Annotated in this window: 16 protein-coding genes; 14 read left to right on the top strand and 2 right to left on the bottom strand. The window is 44.4% G+C overall.

Annotated features, from left to right (window positions below):
- Nucleotides 1-14 precede the first annotated feature (14 nt).
- Nucleotides 15-335: a thioredoxin family protein gene (locus AC0OMU_RS13555; RefSeq protein WP_003234326.1), complete on the bottom strand. Its 321-nt coding sequence runs from the start codon at nucleotides 333-335 to the stop codon at nucleotides 15-17.
- 153 nt (nucleotides 336-488) lie between these two features.
- Here AC0OMU_RS13555 and AC0OMU_RS13560 point away from each other — a divergent pair, with 153 nt between their 5' ends.
- The 5 genes from AC0OMU_RS13560 (at nucleotide 489) to AC0OMU_RS13580 (ending at nucleotide 7,026) form a co-directional block, all read left to right on the top strand.
- Complete coding sequence (locus tag AC0OMU_RS13560) at nucleotides 489-1,574, top strand: D-alanine--D-alanine ligase (protein WP_014475870.1); 1,086 nt, start codon at nucleotides 489-491, stop codon at nucleotides 1,572-1,574.
- A gap of 71 nt (nucleotides 1,575-1,645) precedes the next feature.
- Complete coding sequence (locus tag AC0OMU_RS13565) at nucleotides 1,646-3,019, top strand: UDP-N-acetylmuramoyl-tripeptide--D-alanyl-D-alanine ligase (protein ID WP_181218289.1); 1,374 nt, start codon at nucleotides 1,646-1,648, stop codon at nucleotides 3,017-3,019.
- A gap of 399 nt (nucleotides 3,020-3,418) precedes the next feature.
- On the top strand, nucleotides 3,419-4,903 hold the full coding sequence (gene cshA / locus AC0OMU_RS13570; protein ID WP_003246685.1) for a degradosome RNA helicase CshA: 1,485 nt from the start codon (nucleotides 3,419-3,421) through the stop codon (nucleotides 4,901-4,903).
- 172 nt (nucleotides 4,904-5,075) lie between these two features.
- Nucleotides 5,076-5,555, top strand: a complete 480-nt coding sequence (locus tag AC0OMU_RS13575; protein ID WP_003234318.1) for a PH domain-containing protein — start codon at nucleotides 5,076-5,078, stop codon at nucleotides 5,553-5,555.
- Nucleotides 5,545-7,026 (top strand): PH domain-containing protein, encoded by a 1,482-nt coding sequence (locus tag AC0OMU_RS13580; protein WP_181218296.1) that lies wholly within the window; start codon nucleotides 5,545-5,547, stop codon nucleotides 7,024-7,026. The genes AC0OMU_RS13575 and AC0OMU_RS13580 overlap by 11 nt, the downstream gene beginning before the upstream one ends.
- A 196-nt stretch (nucleotides 7,027-7,222) precedes the next feature.
- Here AC0OMU_RS13580 and AC0OMU_RS13585 read toward each other — a convergent pair whose 3' ends face one another.
- Nucleotides 7,223-7,822, bottom strand: a complete 600-nt coding sequence (locus tag AC0OMU_RS13585) for a rhomboid family intramembrane serine protease (protein WP_003246687.1) — start codon at nucleotides 7,820-7,822, stop codon at nucleotides 7,223-7,225.
- Between the two features lie 94 nt (nucleotides 7,823-7,916).
- Here AC0OMU_RS13585 and acpS point away from each other — a divergent pair, with 94 nt between their 5' ends.
- The 9 genes from acpS (at nucleotide 7,917) to rsbU (ending at nucleotide 14,234) form a co-directional block, all read left to right on the top strand.
- Nucleotides 7,917-8,282 carry a holo-ACP synthase gene (gene acpS / locus AC0OMU_RS13590; RefSeq protein WP_015252768.1) on the top strand — a complete coding sequence of 122 codons (366 nt, stop codon included), beginning with the start codon at nucleotides 7,917-7,919 and terminating at the stop codon, nucleotides 8,280-8,282.
- A gap of 165 nt (nucleotides 8,283-8,447) precedes the next feature.
- Nucleotides 8,448-9,464 (top strand): LolA family protein, encoded by a 1,017-nt coding sequence (locus AC0OMU_RS13595; protein ID WP_080030712.1) that lies wholly within the window; start codon nucleotides 8,448-8,450, stop codon nucleotides 9,462-9,464.
- A gap of 114 nt (nucleotides 9,465-9,578) precedes the next feature.
- Nucleotides 9,579-10,748, top strand: a complete 1,170-nt coding sequence (alr, locus tag AC0OMU_RS13600; protein ID WP_015252766.1) for an alanine racemase — start codon at nucleotides 9,579-9,581, stop codon at nucleotides 10,746-10,748.
- A gap of 115 nt (nucleotides 10,749-10,863) precedes the next feature.
- Complete coding sequence (gene endB / locus AC0OMU_RS13605; RefSeq protein ID WP_003225183.1) at nucleotides 10,864-11,145, top strand: type II toxin-antitoxin system antitoxin EndoAI; 282 nt, start codon at nucleotides 10,864-10,866, stop codon at nucleotides 11,143-11,145.
- Nucleotides 11,146-11,149: 4 nt separating this feature from the next.
- Entirely contained in the window at nucleotides 11,150-11,500 is a 351-nt protein-coding gene (gene ndoA / locus AC0OMU_RS13610; RefSeq protein ID WP_003156187.1) for a type II toxin-antitoxin system endoribonuclease NdoA, read from the top strand.
- Nucleotides 11,501-11,615: 115 nt separating this feature from the next.
- On the top strand, nucleotides 11,616-12,440 hold the full coding sequence (rsbRA, locus tag AC0OMU_RS13615; protein ID WP_474241239.1) for an RsbT co-antagonist protein RsbRA: 825 nt from the start codon (nucleotides 11,616-11,618) through the stop codon (nucleotides 12,438-12,440).
- 4 nt (nucleotides 12,441-12,444) lie between these two features.
- Nucleotides 12,445-12,810: an RsbT antagonist protein RsbS gene (gene rsbS, locus AC0OMU_RS13620; protein ID WP_003225190.1), complete on the top strand. Its 366-nt coding sequence runs from the start codon at nucleotides 12,445-12,447 to the stop codon at nucleotides 12,808-12,810.
- Nucleotides 12,811-12,813: 3 nt separating this feature from the next.
- Nucleotides 12,814-13,215, top strand: a complete 402-nt coding sequence (gene rsbT, locus AC0OMU_RS13625) for a serine/threonine-protein kinase RsbT (RefSeq protein WP_003246640.1) — start codon at nucleotides 12,814-12,816, stop codon at nucleotides 13,213-13,215.
- 11 nt (nucleotides 13,216-13,226) lie between these two features.
- A complete protein-coding gene (gene rsbU / locus AC0OMU_RS13630) occupies nucleotides 13,227-14,234 on the top strand; it encodes a phosphoserine phosphatase RsbU (RefSeq protein ID WP_003234295.1) in 1,008 nt (335 codons plus the stop codon).
- Nucleotides 14,235-14,255 lie beyond the last annotated feature (21 nt).

The following is a 14,255-nucleotide window of genomic DNA, read 5'->3' on the forward strand; positions in this document are numbered from 1 at the left end:
GGCTGTTTAACGAATTAGCTTATATGTTCAGATAAAAATTCAGTCACTTCTTCAGGCGTTTTGGCATTGGCGCTGTGAAGGTGAGCTGTTTTTTCACCGTTTTTGAAGATAAGCAGGCTGGGAATGCCCATTACTTGGTATTTTTCAGCCAGGTCAGGAAGCTCGTCCTTATTCAGCTCATACCAATCGTTTTGGTTATACTCTTCCAAAATATCGCCGATGAACATATTCATGCGTGTGCAGTCTGGGCACCAATCAGCATAAAACTTTACAATGATTTCTTTATCGGATTGAATCAGTTCATTAAATTGTTCGTTTGTTGTGATTTTTTTCATATGTCACATCTCCTTTTCAATGCCATTTTAATATAAAATAAAAAGGAATTACATACAAATGCATTCAACATCAGCATGCCCAAAAATAATTAGATCATTTTCCGGTGAAAATGATAAGATAGTAAAGATGAATTGTAGTGGGGGGAGTATCCATTGAAAACAAGTCTAGGATTAGTGTACGGAGGAAAGTCGGCAGAACATAATGTTTCCCTGCAGACAGCTCTGGCTGTAATCAAAGCGCTAAATACTGAGAAGTTTGATATACATCCGATTTATATAACAGAAAAAGGCGAATGGGTTAGAGGCGCCCGTTTAACTGAGCCTGTTTCAAACGTGAAAATGCTTCAATTTGAGCAAGGAGGCAGTGCTTTTTCTCCAGCTGCCCTGAACCAGGAGATGTTTCCGCAGGAAGCGTCACAGCAAAATGAAGCCATCGACGTCGTATTCCCGCTCCTCCACGGACCGAACGGAGAAGACGGTACGATCCAGGGAATGCTCGAGCTGTTGAACATTCCTTATGTCGGCAACGGAGTGCTTGCTTCCTCAGCTGGCATGGATAAAGTTGTCATGAAACATTTATTTGCGCAGGCCGGCCTTGCTCAGGCTAAATACGCAGCTTTCCTTAAGAAAGACTGGACTCGTTCTCCGAAAGAAAGCTGTGAGCAGGTTGAACAGGAATTAGGCTACCCTTGCTTCGTAAAACCGGCGAACCTCGGCTCAAGTGTCGGAATCAGCAAATGCCGAAACCGTGAAGAACTGCAAAAAGCGTTTGAGCTTGCTTTCCAATATGATCGCAAAGTCGTCGTTGAAGAAGGAATTAACGGCCGCGAGATTGAGATCGGCGTTCTTGGAAATGACGATCCTAAATGCTCTGTTGTGGGAGAAATCGCACCGAAGACAGATTTCTACGATTACAAAGCGAAATATGAGGATGGAGATACTGATCTGATGATTCCGGCAATTGTGACCGATGAGGAATACGCAACAATCAGTGATATGGCGATCAAAGCGTTTAAAGCGATCGATGGTTCAGGACTCGTCAGAGCGGACTTTTTCCTGACAGCTGACGGCGAAGTTCTGATCAATGAAGTCAACACAATGCCTGGCTTTACACCTTTCAGCATGTTCCCGCTGCTCTGGAAAGAAGCCGGAGTGGAATATGCTGACCTGATTGAACAGCTTGTGGAGCTTGCAAAAGAACGCCACGCTGAAAAACAATTGATTAAGCATACATTCTAATGAAGAAGGACACTGCCGGTAAAAGGGCAGTGTTTTTTCCCGTATATACAAAAGAAAGAGAGGGACCTTACTTGATTAAGCGAACAGTAAAAAACATTGCCGAAATGGTTAAAGGCACACTAACAAATCCGCAATATGAACAAACAGTCATTCATGGAGTGGCAACCGATACAAGAAAACTGGAACAACATCAGCTCTTCATTCCGCTGAAAGGGGAACGTTTTGACGGCCACACTTTTGTGGAGCAGGCTTTTGAAGCTGGTGTAGCGGCTGTTCTTTGGGATCGGTCAGAACCAAATCCGCCCGAGAATCACGCCGTCATTTTAGTGGACGATACCCTTACCGCACTTCAGCAGCTTGCAAAAGCCTATTTGCAGGAGCTTGGCACGCGTGTCATCGGAGTAACTGGAAGCAATGGCAAAACGACAACAAAAGATATGATTCACGCCGTACTGGGGACCCAGTACCGTGTTCACAAAACAGGAGGAAACTTCAATAATCACATCGGTCTGCCGCTGACGGTTTTAGCGATGCCTGAAAATACGGAGATCGCCGTATTGGAGATGGGAATGAGCGCCAAAGGAGAAATTGACCTCTTGAGCCGACTGGCAAACCCGGATGCGGCAGTGATTACGAATATCGGCGAATCGCATATGCAAGACCTTGGCTCTAGAGAGGGCATCGCGGAGGCGAAGCTTGAAATCATTAACGGGCTTAAAGAAGACGGAGTGCTGATTTATATCGGGGACGAACCGCTTCTTCAAAATGCATACAGCTGCCAGACGAAAACGTACGGGACGGGAGCGCATAATGATTATCAGCTTCAGGATGTCAGCCAGAGTGAGGAAGGAACCCATTTTACAATCAAAGGGATAGAACACACGTTTTTTATTCCGATACTCGGCAAGCACAATGTGATGAACGCCATGGCTGCGATTGCTGCAGGGGCTTATTTTGGCATCACGCCTGAGGGTGCGGCAAAAGGACTGAGCAGCCTAAAGGTAACCGGGATGAGACTTGAACTCATCAAAACAGACAGCGGCCTTTCGATAATCAATGACGCTTATAATGCGAGCCCGACTTCCATGAAAGCTGCAATTCAATTGACAGAAAGCCTCGAAGGCTACGGCAAAAAAATGCTCGTGCTCGGTGATATGCTTGAACTCGGCGATCTTGAAGAAACGTTCCATAAAGAGTGCGGCGCTGTGATCAGCCCTGAGAAGATCGACCGCGTCTTTACGTACGGAAAACTGGGAGCTTTTATCGCGGAAGGCGCCCTGAAACACTTTGAGAAAGACCGCGTCAGCCATTACACTGAGAAAAAAGATCTCCTCCAAGCTGTGAAGGAAAACGCATCAAAAGGCGATTTGATTTTATTCAAAGCGTCCAGAGGTATGAAGCTTGAAGAAATCGTTAAAGATTTAATAGAGAGCCCGCTTTCATAAGAAAATATTTTGCGAAAAAACGCATATTGCATCATAAAATAACATGATATGCAAACACTAATGTATGCCGGCCGAAAATTATGTATATCTGGCCGGCTGCGGCTATGATACAATATATATAGGTTATTTCGCGATACGAACATATTCGTCCGGACTTTTCATCGTGACCCGAAGTTCTCCGCCGGATTCTTGGGAGCGGATGGAGCAGCAGCCGGCATATTCGAGATGCCGATCTGCTTCTCATCTTATTGAAAAACAAATAGTGTAATGGTAAGATAAAACTTAAAGTAATTCGGGCTTTGTATACGGATGGATCCTGTCCTTCTTGTCTAAAGGGCAGTTTTATAAGTGGTAAATCACGACATTACTGAAACAGCAATTAGAAGGAGTTTGAATAATTTGACTATAACGTTTCAAGATTTTAATTTAAGTTCTGATCTCATGAAAGCAATTAATCGTATGGGATTTGAAGAAGCAACACCGATTCAGGCACAAACGATACCGCTCGGACTTTCAAATAAAGACGTCATTGGACAAGCGCAAACAGGTACAGGTAAAACAGCTGCGTTTGGTATACCCCTTGTTGAAAAAATTAACCCCGAGTCTCCTAATATTCAAGCAATCGTAATCGCGCCAACCCGTGAATTAGCCATTCAAGTATCTGAAGAATTGTATAAAATCGGACAAGATAAACGTGCGAAGGTTCTTCCTATTTACGGCGGACAGGATATTGGACGGCAAATCCGGGCGTTAAAGAAGAATCCGAATATTATTGTCGGAACACCTGGACGTCTTCTTGACCACATCAACCGCCGCACAATTCGTTTAAACAATGTAAATACTGTTGTAATGGATGAAGCGGATGAAATGCTGAACATGGGATTCATTGATGATATTGAATCTATTCTTTCAAACGTGCCAAGCGAGCATCAGACACTTCTGTTCTCTGCCACAATGCCTGCGCCGATCAAACGCATTGCAGAGCGATTTATGACTGAGCCGGAACACGTAAAAGTAAAAGCGAAAGAAATGACGGTTTCTAACATTCAGCAGTTCTATTTGGAAGTGCAAGAACGCAAAAAATTCGATACATTGACTCGCCTTCTTGACATTCAGTCTCCTGAGCTTGCGATCGTATTCGGACGTACAAAACGCCGTGTCGATGAGCTTGCTGAAGCCCTGAACCTTCGCGGATATGCAGCTGAAGGAATTCACGGTGACTTAACGCAGGCGAAACGTATGGTTGCGCTTCGTAAATTTAAAGAAGGCGCAATCGAAGTTCTAGTCGCAACTGATGTTGCCGCTCGCGGACTTGATATCTCAGGTGTTACACACGTATACAACTTCGACGTGCCTCAAGATCCTGAAAGCTACGTTCACCGTATCGGAAGAACGGGCCGTGCAGGAAAAACAGGTATGGCGATGACGTTCATTACACCGCGTGAGAAAAGCATGCTTCGCGCAATTGAACAAACAACAAAACGCAAAATGGACCGCATGAAGGAGCCTACACTTGATGAAGCGTTAGAAGGCCAGCAGCAGGTTACTGTTGAACGTCTTCGCACAACAATCAGTGAAAACAACCTGAACTTCTACATGACAGCGGCAGCTGAGCTGCTTGAAGATCATGATGCAGTAACAGTGGTTGCGGCGGCTATCAAAATGGCTACAAAAGAGCCAGACGACACACCGGTTCGCTTAACAGACGAAGCGCCGATGGTCAGCAAACGCTACAAGAACCAGCGCTCTTCTAAACGCAGAGACGGTCAAGGCGGCGGCTACCGCGGCGGAAAAGGGAAAAGCAACAACCGTTCTTCCTATGACAAAAAGCGTTCAAACGATCGCCGTTCTTCAGGTGACAGACGCCAGAAAAAATCTTACTAATTTGATCGATTCAGAGCCCAAAACATGATGTTTTGGGCTTTTTTATGTTCGCGATTTGTTATTCAGCAAACTTTCAGCTGACGGAAGCCATTTTTCTCTGTATGCTTAAGAATGAAACCTTTCTGTAAAAGAGACGTATAAATAACGACGAAAAAAAGGGAGGTAGGTATTTTTGAGAGAGCAGCCAAAAAACCAAATCAGTCCAGACGGATTAAAGGTTTGGCGACTTCAAGAGATCATCATATCCGCTGTTTGCTTGCTTATTGTCATTGCAGTTGCAGTGTTAAGTTATTATTTTCATTGGCCGTACTGGATCAGCGGCGTGCTCGGCGCGGTTTGGCTGCTGGGATCGATTGTGACGGTCTTTATCATTCCGAAGGTCCGTCATAAGGTGTGGCGATATGAAGTCCATGAACATGAAATAGATATTCAGTCAGGTATTTTTGTGGTGACACGTGTGATTGTTCCGATGGTCAGAGTTCAGCACGTCGATACTTCACAAGGGCCATTATTAAAAAAATACAACCTGGCAACGGTGAAAATTTCCACGGCCGCGACCGTTCATTCGATCCCCGCTTTAGAGATGGAGGAAGCGGATCGGCTGAGAGACTCCATTTCCCGTCTGGCGAGGGTGACTGACGATGATGTCTGAACCGAAACGCCTGCACCCGGCGGCAGTCATTTTGAATTTATGCCATACCATTATTCAAACGATAAAAAATATCATTCTGCCATTCTTTTTTGTGTATATTGTCAATTCAAACCATACTGTCCGTTTTTACGGAGCCATTGCGCTCGGTGTGCTGTTCATCTGGCTTGTAGCGGCAAGCATTATCAAATGGAGAAGGTTTACCTATCGAATTGAAGATGATGAATTTAGAATCGAAGAAGGCTTATTTGTGACGAAAAAGCGATACATATCGATTGATCGGATTCAAACAATGAATACGAGCGCGGGCCTTGTCCAGCAAATCTTTAAGCTTGTGAAGCTGCAAATTGAAACAGCAGGCGGAGGCAAGGAGGCAGAAGCTGTTCTTTCTGCTATTTCTGTTGAAGAAGCCGAACGCATCAAAGAAGCTGTCTTTAAGAAAAAAGCGCAAAGACGAGAAAATGAACTTGATGAAGAACGGCTTGAAGCTGAAGAGGAGTTGGATCCGTCCGTTGAGGTGCAAGAGCACTATCGCATGAACGCGAAAGAATTGCTCATGGCCGCTTCTACCTCCGGCGGAATCGGAGTCATTATCTCCGCTGTATTTGCACTTATTTCCCAGCTTGATGAAGTGCTGCCGATGGATTGGTTATTCGATAAATTTTCCTTCCTTAAGCACGCCAGTATTGGTATTTACGCGGTACTCATTTTTATCGGTTTATTTATCGCCTGGATTTTCAGCATCGCGGGCATGATGTTTAGATACGCAAACTTTCAAATCATAAAAAAAGAACAGGAACTGGTGATTTCAAGGGGAATTATTGAAAAACATCAAGTCACGATTCCGCTGCGAAAAATACAAGCCATTAAAATCAAAGAAAATATCATTCGCCAGCTTTTCGGATTTGTAACGGTGTCCATCGTCAGCGCAGGAGGCGGCGACCGGGAAAAAGAAGAAGGCGCTTTGACCATTCTCTTTCCAATGATTCATAAAAAAAAGCTTCCGCACATGCTCCGAACATTTACGCCGGAATATACGCTGGAAGAAAACTGCCGCCGCCTGCCGCGGCGCGCGTTGAAACGCTATTTGTTCCGTTCTGTCATTTTTTCACTCTTTTTGATCATCCCGTTATGTATCTTCTTTCAGCCATGGGGCTATCTGTCAGTGATCCTGCTGCCGATAGAATTGCTCTTCGGCTATCTCGCGTATAAAGAGGCTGCATGGACGATCAACGGGGACCGTCTTCAGCTGACGTCTAGATTTATAGGCAGAACAACCGCCATTGTACTGAAAAAACGAATGCAGGTCTGCAAGTTCAGCCAATCCTATTTCCAAAAGAAAGGCCGCTTGTATACCATTTCTACTTCGGTGAAATCATCGAGCCATATGGAAGAGTTAACGGTGAGGGACGTAGGTGAAGAGGATGCAGCCTTCATTTTAAAGTGGTACTCATATGAAAAAGCGGACGGTTAATACCGCCGCTCCAGCGTGTCGGCAAACCCTCGCATTCGTTGTCAGGACTGCGCTTCGGTGCTCACGAATTAGAACATTCGCTCCGCTCCTATGCTCGTCCTTCCTAGACTTCAAGGGTTTTCAATCACGCTGAAAAGATGACAAAATCCTAAAATGAAAACCATTTTAGGATTTTGTCAACAATCTGAAGCGGCGGTTAATACCGCCGCTCTTTTTTTTGCACGCATAAAAACGAAAGAAGAAACCCGCCGCATAGTCCAAACAGATGGGCCATCATGTTAATATTGGAGTTGATAAACGACATGAGAACGGCAAATGCGAGCAGTGTGATGATCATTTTGGAATGCTCCTGCCCTATTAGCTCATTGCGAAAAAGAACCATAAACAGGTACACGCCGAATAGCCCGAAAATTGCGCCTGAAGCACCGACATGCACGTAATCAAGCGGCTCTGTAACATAAGTGCCGATATTGCCGATGATGCCGGAGCCGGCGTATACAAGAAGGAAACGCGCTTTTCCCAGCATGCGTTCCAAAGCCGGGGCGAATAAAAAGATGGACATGGAATTAAACAGCAGATGTGTGAAACCGGCGTGCAGCAAAATCGGTGTGATCAGCCGCCACCATTCACCGTTTGCGACACCTAGATTATAGCCTGTGACGGTATCCCTCCATAACACGACTGAATGGGCAGGAAGTGAAAAAAACAGCCAGAGAACAGCTTGCAAAGCCAATATAAAGGTGACAACGGGGTAAAGCCTGATAAATGTTTGAAAATTTTCAGTCCGTATAAACATTCCGAGCCCCTTTTCTTCATTTTGGTATATCTATAGTAACACGTTTATGAGACAAACCATTTAAATAGTACGTACGCAAAGGAGGTTATCATACATGATTTACGGCATTGGGCTGGACATTACCGAGCTTAAACGGATCGCCTCTATGGCTGGACGCCAGAAAAGGTTTGCCGAGCGGATTTTGACGCGAAGCGAGCTTGACCAATACTATGAGCTTTCAGAGAAAAGAAAAATCGAATTTCTCGCGGGCAGATTCGCGGCAAAAGAAGCTTTCTCGAAAGCGTTTGGCACCGGCATTGGGAGGCAGCTCAGCTTTCAGGACATTGAAATTAGGAAAGACCAAAATGGCAAGCCCTATATCATTTGCACGAAACTGAGCCAGGCTGCCGTTCACGTATCGATCACTCATACAAAAGAATACGCTGCCGCGCAGGTTGTGATTGAAAGGTTGTCAAGCTAGTCTGCATATTAGGGAAACCCCACTCATATATTTGATAGTGCATTAAGGGAGACAAGTTGTTTGAGGCTTTTATGGTACGCATCTGTTCTGCCTAAACGTGTACCGAGCGTACCGTTAAAGTCAAACAAGCGATTTCTTCCTTTTACATCAATTGAGAAAAAGGGGTTGAAAAAGGTGAGAAAAAGCTTTGTTTTGCTTTTAACGGGACTGCTTGCTGTTCTTATTCTTTCTGCCTGCGGGCAAAAAACACAGCAAGATATTGTGGCCGGGTTAGATGAAAAGGCGAAAGAATACACCTCGTACAAAGCAAAAGCGAAAATGACCATCGAGACAGGGAGTGAGCCTCAAGTATACAATGTGGAAATCTGGCACAAAAAGCCGTCTCTGTACAGGGTTTATTTAGAAAATCCGAAAAAGGACCAAAACCAAGTCATTTTACGAAATGAAAACGGAGTATTCGTTCTCACGCCGTCTTTAAATAAGAGCTTCAGATTTCAAAGCGATTGGCCGAACAACAGCAGCCAGGTTTATCTGTTTGAATCGCTCGTAAAGGATGTTCAAAACGATTCGGATGCAGTTTTCACAGCGAAAGAAAAGAAATACGTATTCGAAACAAAAACAAACTATCAGCATAACAAAATGCTGCCCACGCAAGAAATCACATTTAACAAAAAAGATATGAGCCCGTCATCTGTCAAAGTGATGGATACTGACCGGAAAGTGATGGTCAAAGTAGAATTCAGCAGCTTTGAATTTAATAAACAATTTGATAAAGAATCATTTGATGAAAAGAAAAATATGACCCTTTCTCAAATGGATGTCGCCACAAGCGCGAAGCCTTCCGATACATTTGCGGTCAAAACGCCGCTGGAACTGCCGCTTGGCGTCAAGCTGCTTGAAGAAAAAGATCTATCTACTGAAGACGGGAAGCGCATCATCATGACGTACGGAGGAGAAAAATCATTTACGTTAATTCAGGAAAAAGCCCAGATTGCCAAGGCTTCCTCCTCCGTTACGCTGAACGGCGAACCGGTAAATCTCGGCTACACCATCGGCGCCCTGTCGGATGCATCATTATCATGGACATATGACGGCGTAGATTACCTTCTCTCTTCTAAAGATCTTTCTAAAGAGGAAATGGTGACAGTAGCGAAAAGCATGCAGGGACAATCATCGAAATAACCGCCAAAGGCCAAACATGATTTGGCCTTTTTTTCGTTAGACATCGTTTCCCTTTAGCCTTTAATTTTAGTATGATATGTAAATGATATTGAATAAAAGCTAGGAAGTGTCGTAATGAGCACAAAACCTTTTTACAGAGATACGTGGGCGGAAATTGACTTGTCCGCGATAAAGGAAAATGTCAGCAATATGAAAAAACATATCGGTGAACATGTCCACTTGATGGCAGTTGTGAAAGCAAACGCCTACGGGCATGGTGATGCAGAAACAGCAAAGGCTGCTCTTGACGCAGGTGCTTCATGCTTGGCTGTGGCCATTTTGGATGAAGCGATTTCACTGCGCAAAAAGGGCTTGAAGGCGCCTATATTGGTGCTTGGCGCGGTTCCCCCAGAGTATGTGGCAATCGCTGCTGAGTATGACGTGACCTTAACAGGTTATTCTGTTGAATGGCTTCAGGAAGCAGCCCGCCACACGAAAAAAGGTTCTCTTCATTTTCATCTGAAGGTCGATACGGGGATGAACAGGCTTGGTGTAAAAACAGAGGAAGAAGTTCAGAACGTGATGGCAATTCTTGACCGCAACCCTCGTTTAAAGTGCAAAGGGGTATTTACCCATTTTGCGACAGCGGATGAAAAAGAAAGAGGCTATTTCTTAATGCAATTTGAGCGTTTTAAAGAGCTGATTGCTCCGCTGCCGTTAAAGAATCTGATGGTCCACTGCGCGAACAGCGCCGCCGGACTCCGGCTGAAAAAAGGCTTTTTTAATGCAGTCAGATTCGGCATCGGCATGTATGGCCTTCGCCCGTCTGCTGACATTTCGGACGAGATACCGTTTCAGCTGCGTCCGGCATTTACCCTGCATTCGACGCTGTCACATGTCAAACTGATTAGAAAAGGCGAGAGCGTCAGCTACGGAGCCGAGTACACAGCAGAAAAAGACACATGGATCGGGACGGTGCCTGTAGGCTATGCGGACGGGTGGCTCCGAAAATTGAAAGGGACCGACATCCTTGTGAAGGGAAAACGCCTGAAAATTGCCGGCCGAATTTGCATGGACCAATTTATGGTGGAGCTGGATCAGGAATATCCGCCGGGCACAAAAGTCACATTAATAGGCCGGCAGGGGGATGAATATATTTCCATGGATGAGATTGCAGGAAGGCTCGAAACCATTAACTATGAGGTGGCCTGTACAATAAGTTCCCGTGTTCCCCGTATGTTTTTGGAAAATGGGAGTATAATGGAAGTAAGAAATCCTTTATTGCAGGTAAATACAAGCAATTAACTTACCTAAATGGAGAATTCATAAAACAGCTTTGCTTGAAGAGTGAATAATGGTATCATTATCACTGGATGGATAAAAGAGTCGTATCCGTAAGTTTGGTGGAGGTGTATGTTTTTTGTCTGAATCCAGCGCAAGAACCGAAATGAAAATCAGCTTGCCCGAAAACCTAGTAGCTGAATTGGATGGTGTAGCGATGCGGGAGAAACGAAGCAGAAACGAACTGATATCACAAGCAGTGAGAGCGTATGTCAGCGAACGAACAACTCGTCACAACCGTGATTTGATGAGACGCGGCTATATGGAAATGGCGAAAATCAACCTGAATATTTCTTCTGAGGCTCACTTTGCGGAGTGCGAGGCTGAAACGACAGTTGAGCGCTTAGTCAGCGGAGGATAATCATTTGATTGTGAAACGCGGCGATGTTTATTTTGCTGATTTATCTCCTGTTGTTGGCTCAGAGCAAGGCGGGGTGCGCCCGGTTTTAGTGATCCAAAATGACATCGGAAATCGCTTCAGCCCAACTGCTATTGTTGCAGCCATAACAGCACAAATACAGAAAGCGAAATTACCAACCCACGTCGAAATCGATGCAAAACGCTACGGTTTTGAAAGAGATTCCGTTATTTTGCTGGAGCAAATTCGGACGATTGACAAGCAAAGGTTAACGGATAAGATTACTCATCTGGATGATGAAATGATGGATAAGGTTGATGAAGCCTTACAAATCAGTTTGGCACTCATTGATTTTTAGACATATTTGCAGGTTGCTCACATAGAGCAACTTTTTTTGTTTTCAAAAAACATAAACGATATAATAGTGAAATAACGAAAAAAATATGTTGTTTTTTATTGGGAGGTAAGCGAATTTGATGTCGAATCAGACTGTATACCAGTTCATTGCCGAAAATCAAAATGAACTGCTCCAACTGTGGACTGACACACTAAAAGAATTAAGCGAGCAAGAATCCTATCAGCTGACTGACCAAGTGTATGAAAATATATCTAAAGAATATATCGACATTCTGTTGCTGTCTGTTAAGGACGAAAACGCTGCTGAAAGCCAAATCAGCGAACTGGCGCTTCGAGCGGTCCAAATCGGACTGTCTATGAAGTTTTTGGCTACTGCGCTTGCTGAATTCTGGAAGCGTCTCTACACGAAAATGAATGATAAGAGATTGTCAGATCAAGAGAGCACGGAATTAATCTGGCAGATTGACCGCTTTTTCAGCCCGATTAACACAGAAATTTTTAATCAATACTCAATCTCATGGGAGAAAACAGTATCCCTGCAAAAAATCGCGCTGCAAGAGCTGTCTGCGCCGCTTATCCCGGTGTTTGAAAATATCACTGTGATGCCTCTTGTCGGAACAATTGATACCGAACGCGCGAAACGAATTATGGAAAACCTTCTTAATGGCGTCGTCAAACACCGTTCCCAAGTCGTGCTGATTGACATTACAGGTGTCCCTGTCGTCGATACGATGGTTGCCCATCATATTATTCAGGCATCAGAAGCTGTAAGGCTTGTCGGAGCAAAATGCCTGCTGGCCGGAATCCGTCCGGAAATTGCTCAAACAATCGTCAACCTGGGGATTGATTTATCCCAAGTTATAACTAAGAATACCCTGCAAAAAGGAATTCAAACAGCATTGGAAATGACGGATCGAAAAATCGTTTCATTGGGGGAATAACATTTTGAGACATCCGAAAATCCCGATCTTGAAACTGTATAATTGCTTATTAGTATCCATTCAATGGGAACTTGATGACCAGACAGCATTAACTTTTCAAGAAGACTTATTAAATAAAATATACGAAACAGGTGCTAACGGAGTCGTCATTGACCTGACATCTGTGGATATGATTGATTCATTTATCGCGAAAGTGCTGGGCGACGTCATTACAATGTCTAAGTTAATGGGGGCTAAAGTCGTCTTGACCGGCATTCAGCCTGCTGTGGCAGTGACGCTGATTGAACTTGGAATCGCACTTGAGGAAATCGAAACTGCGCTCGACTTAGAGCAGGGGCTTGAGACATTGAAGCGGGAATTGGGGGAATAGCGAATGAACGACCAATCCTGTGTAAGAATCATGACAGAATGGGATATTGTGGCCGCCAGACAGCTGGGACGAAACGTTGCGAAAGAACTGGGTTTCGGCACGGTAGACCAGGCTAGAATTACAACGGCTATTTCAGAATTAGCCAGGAATATTTATTTATATGCCGGCAAAGGGCAGATTGGAATTGAACAGGTCGCAGACAGAGGAAAAAAAGGCCTGAAAATCATAGCGGAAGACCAAGGGCCGGGAATTCCTGATATCCGAAAAGTCATGGAAGACGGGTTTTCAACGTCTGGAGGACTTGGTGCGGGACTTCCCGGGGTCAAAAGGCTGATGGATGAATTCAGCTTAAATTCCGTAGCGGGGGAAGGAACAGAGATACAAGCCATCAAATGGCTTCGGTAGGAGGTAAGAACGTGGATTTTAGGGAGGTTATTGAGCAGCGGTATCATCAGCTGCTTAGTCGATATATAGCCGAATTAACAGAAACATCTTTATATCAAGCCCAAAAATTCAGCCGAAAAACAATCGAGCACCAAATTCCTCCGGAAGAAATCATCAGCATTCACAGAAAAGTGCTGAAGGAGCTGTATCCAAGTCTCCCGGAAGATGTGTTTCATTCGCTGGATTTTTTAATAGAAGTCATGATTGGTTATGGAATGGCTTATCAGGAGCATCAAACCCTTAGAGGGATACAGCAGGAAATCAAATCAGAAATTGAAATCGCGGCAAATGTCCAGCAGACGCTGCTCGGAACTAAAGTTCCTCAGGAGGAAGCGCTGGATATCGGCGCCATCAGTGTTCCCGCTAAACAGATGAGCGGTGATTACTACCACTTTGTCAAAGACAAGGAATCCATCAATATCGCAATCGCGGACGTGATCGGAAAAGGCATTCCAGCGGCTTTATGCATGTCCATGATTAAATACGCGATGGACTCTTTGCCGGAAACGGGCATACACCCTTCTCAAGTGCTGAAAAATTTGAATCGTGTTGTTGAACAAAACGTTGATGCCAGTATGTTTATTACGATGTTTTATGCGAATTACAATATGGACAAGCATCAATTTACATATGCTTCAGCGGGACATGAACCGGGATTCTATTATTCTCAAAAAGACAACACGTTTTACGATTTAGAGGCCAAAGGACTCGTTCTCGGCATCTCGCAGGACTATGACTACAAACAATTCGATCAGCATCTGGAAAAGGGCGATATGATTGTTTTATTTTCTGACGGCGTCACAGAATGCAGAACGGAAAACGGTTTCTTGGAGCGTCCTGATCTGCAGAAGCTCATTGAGGAACATATGTGTTCCTCCGCGCAGGAAATGGTCAAAAACATTTATGACAGCCTCCTCAAATTGCAGGATTTTCAGCTTCACGATGATTTTACGTTAATTGTTTTGCGGAGAAAGGTTTAACGTCTGTCAGACGAGGGTATA

This window comes from Bacillus sp. FAU18 (assembly GCF_056033885.1).

What these genes read in the sequence shown, in the direction of transcription:
- alr (WP_015252766.1), top strand. Translation starts at nt 9,579, where the DNA reads ATGAGCACAAAACCTTTTTACAGAGATACGTGGGCGGAAATTGACTTG.
- AC0OMU_RS13585 (WP_003246687.1), bottom strand. Translation starts at nt 7,822, where the DNA reads ATGTTTATACGGACTGAAAATTTTCAAACATTTATCAGGCTTTACCCC.
- acpS (WP_015252768.1), top strand. Translation starts at nt 7,917, where the DNA reads ATGATTTACGGCATTGGGCTGGACATTACCGAGCTTAAACGGATCGCC.
- rsbT (WP_003246640.1), top strand. Translation starts at nt 12,814, where the DNA reads ATGAACGACCAATCCTGTGTAAGAATCATGACAGAATGGGATATTGTG.
- AC0OMU_RS13580 (WP_181218296.1), top strand. Translation starts at nt 5,545, where the DNA reads ATGATGTCTGAACCGAAACGCCTGCACCCGGCGGCAGTCATTTTGAAT.
- AC0OMU_RS13555 (WP_003234326.1), bottom strand. Translation starts at nt 335, where the DNA reads ATGAAAAAAATCACAACAAACGAACAATTTAATGAACTGATTCAATCC.